Here is a 9480-nt window from a genome sequence, read left to right on the forward strand (position 1 = left end):
CACGGTGCCGAACACCACGCTGTCGCGGCCGGAGAGTTGCCCCAGTACCTGGGCCCAGGCCAGATGCATCAGGCTCGCGGCACTGACGCCCAGTTGCCGCGCCTGATCGCGGACCTTGGCGCACAGGGCAACGTCCAGCGGCAGACGGGCTTCGCTGAGTTCACCATCGCCAGCCGCCACCGGCAGGCCATACGGCAAGGTAGGCTCGTCGATATCGCCCAGTTGTTCGCGGAAGAAGCTTTCATGGGCTTCATCGCCCGGCCCTTGCAGGACCTGAGCGATATAGTTGCGGTACGGCACGGGGCTTGCGAGCTGCGCTTGCTGATCAAGCAGCATGGCCTGCAACTCATGGCCCAGCACTTCCAGCGCAACGTGGTCCATGACCACGTGATGGAAGCGCAGTACGGCAGAAATCCGCTGTGTTGCCGGATCGAAGGCATGCACCAGATGCAGCAGCGGCGCCTGGGTCAGGTCCATTCGCGGCGCATTGGCCAGGTCCTGCAGCGGAATCTCGTCAACCTTCAGGCTTGCCTGACGCCAGACCACTTGCACCGGTGCTTGCAGTCCCTCCCAGAACAGCGAAGTGCGCAGGATGTCGTTGCGCTCGATCACTCGCTGCAAAGCAGCGCAGAAAGCCTCGACCCGGCTCTGATCGGCAAAGGCGAACTGCGGCTGCAACAGGTATGGATCGTTGTCGCCGGCCGCCAGGTGATGATAAAGAATGCCGGCCTGCAATGGCCCCAGCGGGTATATGTCCTGCACGTTGGCCGCGCCGCCGGGAACACTGGCGACAATCCGCTCGATGACAGCCTGATCCAGCGTTACCAGCGGCAGCATTTGCGGCGTGATGTGCTGGCAGCCCGCACCGATCAGGTTGGCCGGTACCTGTAGCTCGCGGCCCTGGCTGCTGTCGGCGGAGTTGGCCAGGGCCAGCAGCGTCGGCTGGGCAAACAGTACGCGGATATCGGCAGTCATGCCCAGACGCCGCATACGTGCAATCAGGGTCACGGCGAGCAGCGAATGGCCGCCCATTTCAAAGAAGTTGTCGTGACGACCAACCCGCTCCACATGCAGCAACTCGGCCCAGAGCGCAGCCAGCTGTGTCTCTGTTTCGCCTTGAGGCGCTTCGTAGTTACGGCTCAGCACCGCCTGCTCGCCCGGCTCCGGCAAGGCTGCACGGTCAAGCTTGCCATTGGGGCTCAGCGGCAGTGTTGCCAGCGCCACATAGGCCGAAGGCACCATGTAGTCCGGCAGTTGCGCCAAAACATGTTCACGCAAGGCTTCAATGCCTGGCGTTTGCTCACCTTCATGGCAACTGAACCAGGCCACCAGGCGCTCGTTATGCAGCAGCACTGCCGCTTCACGAATGGCCGGATGGGTCGCCAGGCGGGCTTCGATTTCGCCCAGTTCGATGCGCAGGCCATGCAACTTGACCTGGAAGTCGTTACGTCCAAGGAATTCCAGAATGCCGTCCGCCCGCTGGCGCACCAGGTCGCCACTGCGATACAGACGGTCGCCAGCCACGAACGGGCTGTCGATAAAGCGTTCGGCCTGCATGTGCGGCAGGTTCAGGTAGCCACGGGCAACCCCGGCACCGCCGATATGCAACTCGCCAACCACGCCTTGCGGGACCGGTTGATCGTAGGCATCCAGCACATACAGGCGGGTATTGCTGATTGGCCGTCCGATAGGCAAGGCACTGTCAGGCAAAGAGTCTTGCGGCTCCAGAGTCCAGACGCTGCAATCCACCGTGGTTTCGGTCGGACCATAGACGTTATGCAGACGCGCTTGCGGCAGGCGCTGGCGCACTTGACGGGCCAGCGTCTCGGTCAGTTCGCCGCCACCGCAGACGATATCGCTCAGGGAGAAACACCGGCTGCTTTCTTCCAGTTCGAGGAACTGCTGAAGCAAGGCTGGCACGAACTGCACCACGCTGACTTGCCGTTCGATGATCAACTGCGCCAGATACGCCGGGTCGCGATGCCCGTCAGGACGCGCCAGTACCAGACGCAGTCCGGCACACAGCGGCCAGAACAGTTCCCAGACCGAAGCATCGAAACTCACCGGAGTCTTGTGCAGCAGAGCGCCTTCAGCGCCCGGCAGGAACTGCTGCGAACTCCATTGCACCAGGTTGCACAGGCCACGATGTTCGACCATCACGCCTTTTGGCGTGCCGGTGGAGCCCGAGGTATAGATCACATAGGCCAGATGCTCGGCATTCAGGCCCGGCACCGCAGGATTGGTCGTCGATTGCGCAGTCCAGGTGCTGGCGTCCAGATTTACCAGTTGCAGGGCGCTGTCGGCGAAGCGCTCTTGAGTAACGGCATCCACCAGCAGGCTCTGCGCACCGCTGTCGGCCAGCATGTAGGCCAGGCGCTCGACAGGATAGCCAGGGTCCAGCGGCACGTAGGCGCCACCGGCCTTGAGTACTGCCAACAGGCCGACCAGCAGGTTCGGACCACGCTCCAGGCACACCGCCACCCGTTTGTCGGCCTGCACGCCTTGCGCGATGAGATGGTGGGCCAGACGGTTAGCGGCCTCGTTGAGCTGTTGGTAGCTCAGTTGTACGCCTTCGCTTTGCAGAGCGATGGCATCCGGGGTTCGCGCTACCTGTGCCTCGAACAGCGCCTGCACCGGCTGTTGCAGCTCGAAGTCCTGCTCGCTGCGGTTGAAATCCACCAGCAAGCGACGGCGTTCCTGGGCGCTCAGCAGTTCTGTGCGCGCCGGTACAGCCTGATCGCTGCTGACCATGCTCCACAGCAATGGCTCCAGATAGGCCACATAGCGTTTGACGGTGGCTTCGTCGAACAGCGCCGTTGCGTAATCCACGGCACCTGCGAAACCTTGCTCTGTCTCGCCCATGCTCAGGGTCAGGTCGAACTTGGCGAAGGTCGGCTGATCACCCAGCGGCTCCAGCAGCAGCTCACCCAGATGCAGTTCAAGGCCCTGGCTGCCGTCCCAGGCCAGCGAGGTCTGGAACAGCGGGCTGTGAGCGAGGCTGCGCGGCGGACGCAAGCGTTCCACCACCTGCTCGAATGGCAGGTCCTGATGTTCCTGGGCTTGCAGTACGCGAGTCTTGATTTGCGCCAACAGCGCGGTGACATCGGGCTCGCCCGAGGTGTCGATGCGTACCGCCAGGGTGTTGACGAACAGGCCGATCAGGCCCTCGATTTCGGCACGACGACGGTTGGCCACCGGCGTACCGATCACTACTTCGTCCTGTCCGGACAGACGCGCCAGCAGCAACGACCAGCCCCCCATGAACAGCATGAACGGGGTTACTGCATGGCGCTGGCAGAACGTCTTGATCTCGGCGCTCAGGCGCGCATCGAAACGCACCGGAAGACTGACACCGGTGTAATCCTGACGGGCCGGGCGCGGCCGGTCGGTAGGCAGGGTCAGCAAGACCGGAGCACCGCTGAGCGCCTGCTGCCAGTAGTCGCCCTGGCTGCTCAGACGTTCACTGTCCAGCCACTGACGTTGCCAGATTGCGTAGTCGCCATATTGCAGGGCCAATGGCGGCAGCGGATCATCCAGCCCCTGGCTGAAGGCCTTGTACAGCGCGGTAAGTTCGCGGGTCAGCACGCCGAGCGACCAGCCATCGGCGACGATATGGTGCACGGTCAACAACAGCACATGGCGATCTTCGGCCAGGCACAACAACCGGCCGCGAATCGGCAAATCATGGTTGAGATCGAAAGCTTGCTCTGCTTCTTCCTTGACCACGGCCTGCAGCGCCTGCTGATCCTGACCGCGCAAATCCTGCCAGTGCAGCTCGGGAACCACGCTTGCAGGTGAGGCCTGGACCTGTGCTTCGCCATCTTCCTGGCTGAAACGACTGCGCAGGCTGTCGTGACGCGCAACAATGCGCTCCAGAGCGCGCTTCAGTGCACGGGTGTCGAGCTGTCCGGTCAGTTGCAGGCCCAGCGGAATGTTGTAGGCGCTGTTGGCGTCTTCCATCTGCGCCAGGAACCAGATTCGCTGCTGGGCAAAAGACAGCGGGATCGCGCCGCTGCGCGGCAAGACTTCGATAGGCGGCAACTCGTTTTGCCCGGCATTGCTCAGGCATTGCGCCACCGCGATCAATGAGCTGTCGGCGAACAGGTCGGCCAGGGCCAGCTCAAGCGACAGGCGCTGACGAACCTGGGAAACCATACGCATCGCCAACAGGGAATGGCCACCCAGCTCGAAGAAGCGGTCATGACGACCGACCTGCTCGACGTGCAGCAGCTCGCCCCAGATCTGTGCCAGGGCGATTTCCAGCGCGCCTTGCGGCGCCTGGTATTCGCCAGTGTTCAAGGCTTCGCGATCCGGCACCGGCAAGGCGCGTCGGTCGACCTTGCCGTTGGCGGTCAATGGCCAGGCGTCCAGGCGTACCAGCGCGCTGGGCACCATGTAGGCCGGCAACTGGCTCGCCAGGGCATCGCGCAACTCAGTCACGGTCAGCGGCGTAATGTCGGCACGCTCGGTGAAATAACCCACCAGACGCGGTTGTCCCGGCTGGTCTTCCCGTGCCAGCACCAGGGCTTCTTCGATACCCGGCAGCAAACCCAACTGGCTTTCGATTTCGCCCAGTTCGATCCGCACACCACGGATCTTCACCTGATCGTCGTTGCGGCCCAGATAATCCAGAGTGCCGTCGGCATTCCAGCGCGCCAGGTCGCCGGTGCGGTACATGCGAGCGCCCGGTTGCTGGCTGAACGGATCGTCGAGGAAGCGTTCGGCGGTCATTTCCGCACGGTTCAGGTAACCACGAGCCACGCCATCACCGCCCACATACAGCTCACCGGCAACCCCGAACGGCACCAGTTGCTGGTGTTCATCCAGCAAGTACACCTGGGTATTGGCAATCGGCTTGCCGATATCCAGGCTGCCATCGGGTAGCAAGCGGCCCGAAGTGGCCACAACGGTGGATTCGGTCGGGCCGTAGTTGTTGATCACGGCAAAGCCCGGATCGCGATGGAACTGGCGCAGGCGGTCGCCACCGATCAACAGGGTTTTCAGGGTTGGATGGCGCAGCTCACGGCTGAACGCATATTCGGCCACCGGCGTAGACAGGAACGCCACTTGCAGCGGTTGGGCCAGCCACCAGTCGAGCAACGCATCGAGCTGTTCGTTGCTGACATCGGCAGGCGGCAAGTGCAAGGTCGCGCCGGCGCACAAGGCTGGCCAGACTTCCCAGGCCATGGCATCGAAACCGAAACCGGCCACGCTGGAGGTGTGGCTGCCGGCGTGCAGATCGAAGGCTGCGCAATGCCAGTGCACCAGATTGCTCAGGGTGCGGTGTTCGACCATTACGCCTTTGGGCTGGCCGGTCGAACCGGAGGTGTAGATCACGTAAGCCAGGTTGGCGGCCGTCAGGCCCGCTACCAATGGGTTGTCCTGTTGCTCGGCCCAGTCCGGGCGATCCAGGGCAATCACCGGCACGGCCAAGGTTGGCAGGCCAGCCAGCAGCGAGTGCTGAGTCAGGACCGCAACCGGTGCGCTGTCATCCAGCAGATAGGCAATACGTTCGTCCGGATGTGCCGGGTCCACCGGCACGTAACCGGCGCCAGCCTTGAGTACCGCGAGCAGGCCGACCAGGGTTTCCAGGCTCCGACGCGCCACCACAGCCACGCGATCATCCGGGCGCACGCCGAGGCTGATCAGATGCCGGGCCAGGGCATTGGCCTTGCGGTTCAGCTCGCTGTAGCTCAGGTGCTGATCGCCCACTTGCGCAGCGATAGCGTCAGGCTGCTGAACAGCCCGGGCCTCGATCAGGCCATGAATGGTTTGCCCCTGAGGCACAGCCATTGCGGTGGCATTGAGATCTTCGAGCAGGTAACGACGCTCCTGCTCAGCGACCAGCGCAACCTGATCGAGCACTGCATGCTCATTGGCTACCAGAGCCTGCAACAGTTGCTCGAAGTAATCGGCGTAGCGGCGCACGGTCGCTTCGTCGAACAGTGCCAGCGCATAGTCCAGGGTGCCAGCCAGTGCTTCGCCCTGCTCGCCCAGATTCAGCGACAGATCGAACTTGGATACCTGGCTTTGCTGCTCGACCGGCGCCACCAGCAGCCCGTCCATATCCGGGACCGAGCCTTTGCCGGCCAGCCAGTTCAGGGTGGTCTGGAACAGTGGAGCATGCGCCAGGCTGCGCTCCGGACGAACAATCTCCACGACCTGCTCGAACGGCAGGTCCTGATGATCCTGAGCCTCCAGCACACGCTTGCGGACCTGCGTCAGCAAGGCTTCGCCAGTCGGCGCTCCGGAAGTGTCGATACGCACCGCCAGGGTGTTGACGAACAACCCCACCAGCCCTTCCAGTTCGCTGCGGCCACGGCCAGCCATCGGGCTGCCGATCACCACATCGTTCTGTCCGGAAAGACGCGCCAGCAGCGTTGCCCAGGCGGTCATCAGCGTCATGTACAGGGTCACGCCCTGACGCTGGGCCAAGGCCCGCAGACCGGCACTCAGCTGTTCATCAAGCTGCACCGCCAGGCTGCCACCGGTAAAGTCCTGTTGCGCCGGACGTGGCCGGTCGGTCGGCAACATCAACAGCGTCGGTGCGCCGCTCAATGCCTGGTGCCAGTAAGTCGATTGCTGCTGCAGACGCTCACCGGTCAACCATTGACGCTGCCACACGGCATAGTCGGCGTACTGGATCGCCAGTTCCGGCAATGGATCACTGGTTCCCATGCGCATGGCCGGGTACAGCGCCAGCAGTTCACGGGTCAGCACGCCCATCGACCAGCCGTCGGCGACGATATGGTGCACGGTCAGCAACAGCACGTGCTTATCGTCGGCCACCTGCAACAGGCGGCCACGGATCACTGGTCCGCGGGTCAGGTCGAAAGCTGCCGCCGCCTCGCTGCGAACCCGTTCCGCCAGGGCTTGCGGGTTGGCGCGCAGATCTTCGACGTGCAGTTGTGGCGCGTCGGACAGCGGTGCAAATACCACTTCGGCGCCGTCTTCCAGGGCAATGAAGCGGCTGCGTAGGGTTTCGTGGCGCTCGACGATGCGTGCCAGAGCAGCAGACAACGCCGGCACATCCAGCGCGCCTTGCAGGCTCAGGGCCATGGGAATGTTGTACGCCTCGCTACCGCCTTCCATCTGCGCCAGGAACCACAGGCGCTGCTGGGCGAACGACAGGGGCAGCGACTGATCGCGGGAGACCGGCTGGATCTGCGCCTGCTCGCTACGCTCGATGCCCGCCACGGCGGCGGCCACCGCCGCCAGTTCGCCCAGTGCGAAGAGTTCACCCAGCGGCAACTCAACGCCCAGTTGCTGGCGAACCTGGGAAACCATGCGCATGGCCAGCAGGGAATGCCCACCCAGATCGAAGAAGTGATCGTGACGACCCACCTGCTCCACCTGCAGCACTTCAGCCCAGATCTCTGCCAGGGCGGTTTCGATCTCGCCTTGCGGGGCTTCATAACTGGCGCCGAACAGCGCCGAACGTTCAGGCTTGGGCAGCGCCCGGCTGTCGAGCTTGCCGTTGGCGGTCAACGGCAGCGTTTCCAGCTCGACGAACGCGGCCGGCACCATGTATTCCGGCAGGTTGGCCTGCAACGCCGCACGCATCTGCTCGGCGCCAAGCGCTTCGAGATCCTGATGCTGGGTGAAGTACGCCACCAGACGCACACGCCCCGGCTCGTCTTCCCGGGCCAGAACCACTGCATCGCGCACACTTGGCAGATCGTGGAGACGGCTGACGATTTCGCCCAGCTCGATACGGAAACCACGGATCTTGACCTGATCGTCGTTGCGCCCCAGGCATTCCAGTTGCCCGTCTTCCAGCCAGCGACCCAGGTCGCCGGTGCGATACATCATCGCGCCCGGCTCAGCGCTGAACGGGTCGGCGAGGAATTTCTCGGCCGTCAGGTCCGCCCGGTTCAGGTAACCACGGGCCACGCCATCGCCGCCGATGTACAGCTCGCCGATAACGCCCTGCGGCACCAGACGCTGATGGGCATCCAGCACATAGATGCTGGTATTGCCGATCGGTCGACCGATCGACACCGATTCCGCGCCTTCGGCCACCTCGCGGACTTCGTTGGTGGTAGCAAAGGTTGTGGTTTCGGTCGGGCCGTAACCGTTGATCAGACGCACGCTCGGGGCATGTTCGATCATGGCGCGGAAGCTCGCCGGATCTGCCCGCTCGCCACCGGACATCAGGTAACGCAAGCCTTTAAGCGCGTCGGGGATCAGTTGTACATACTGGTTGAACAGCGCAGTGGTGAGGAACAGCATGCTGACATTCGGCAAGACCTCGCTGAGGCGCGCCGGGTCGATCAGGGTCTGGTGATCGATAACCAGCAGTTGTCCGCCATTGAGCAATGCACCCCAGACTTCCATGGTGCTGGCATCGAACGCGGGGTTGGAGGCGAAAGCAACGCGGTCCTGCTCGTTGAAGTCGGCAAAACCATTGTTCAACACCAGACGCGCAATACCACGATGCAACACGCAGACACCTTTCGGTGCGCCGGTGGAACCGGAGGTGTACATGACGTAGGCCACGCTGTCCGAGTTCTGCGCCAGTGCCGGATCATGGGCTGGCTGGTCGTTCAGGAGCAGTTGATCAAGGTCGATACGCGGCGTGGCAGAGTCAATCGAGATCGAGCTTTGGGTCAGCACGAACAACGCCTGGCAGTCCTCGATCATGTAGACCTGACGCTCGGCAGGCGCGTTGATGTCCAGCGGTACATAGGTCGCGGCGCATTTACCGATCGCCAGTTGGCCGACCAGCAGTTCCAGGGAGCGCGGCAACAGGATCGCCACGTGATCGTTGGGTTTGACGCCCTGCCCGATCAGATAATGCGCCAGACGGTTGGCCTGTTCGTTCAGTTCGCCATAGCTCAGCGAACGGCTGCCATGCACTGCGGCCAGGGTTTGTGGATGCGCGGCTGCACGTTGCTCGAACAGACGGTGCACCGGTTGCTCACGCGGGTAATCGCGACGGGTGATATTGAAACCGATCAACAGACGCTGACGCTCTGCCGCCGGCAGTACCGACAATTGCTCCAGGCCTTCTTCGGGTTGTTGCTCCAGGGCCAGGACCAGATTGCTCACGGCTTCCTGCAAGTAGCCGCAAACGCGCTGCGCGTCGATGCCTTGTGCCGCCTGGGCGGTCAGGCTGAAGGTTTCGCCCAGATCATCGATGCTCAGGGTCAGCGGATAGTTGCTGCGCTCTTCTGCATGCAGCACGTCGATGCCTTGCCATGCAATGCTGGCGGCTTCGTCCCTGGCCTGTGGTGCCGCGCTGTGGCGGTAGTTGAGCAAGGTGCTGAACAGCGGTGCGCCGGCCGGCAATGCACTGCAACGCTGGGCCAGCGCCAGTTGTGCATGCTCGTGACCCAGCAGCCCGGTCAGCCTGCGGTGGGTATCGAGAACCGCTTCGCGTACCGGCTGGCCGCCCAGGTCGATGCGCAGCGGCAAGGTATTGATGAACACGCCCAGGGCACGCTCGACACCTTCGCCACCCTCAGCACGGTGCCGAAC

The 9480-nt window shown here is 63.2% G+C and carries 1 protein-coding gene; it reads right to left on the bottom strand.

What is annotated here, in order from left to right; genetic code table 11:
• Positions 1 to 9480 (bottom strand): non-ribosomal peptide synthetase (locus ALQ04_RS25725; RefSeq protein WP_122318601.1); only part of this gene is annotated, 9480 nt, incomplete at both ends.

It is taken from the genome of Pseudomonas cichorii (genome assembly GCF_003700275.1).
GTDB lineage: Bacteria > Pseudomonadota > Gammaproteobacteria > Pseudomonadales > Pseudomonadaceae > Aquipseudomonas > Aquipseudomonas cichorii_B.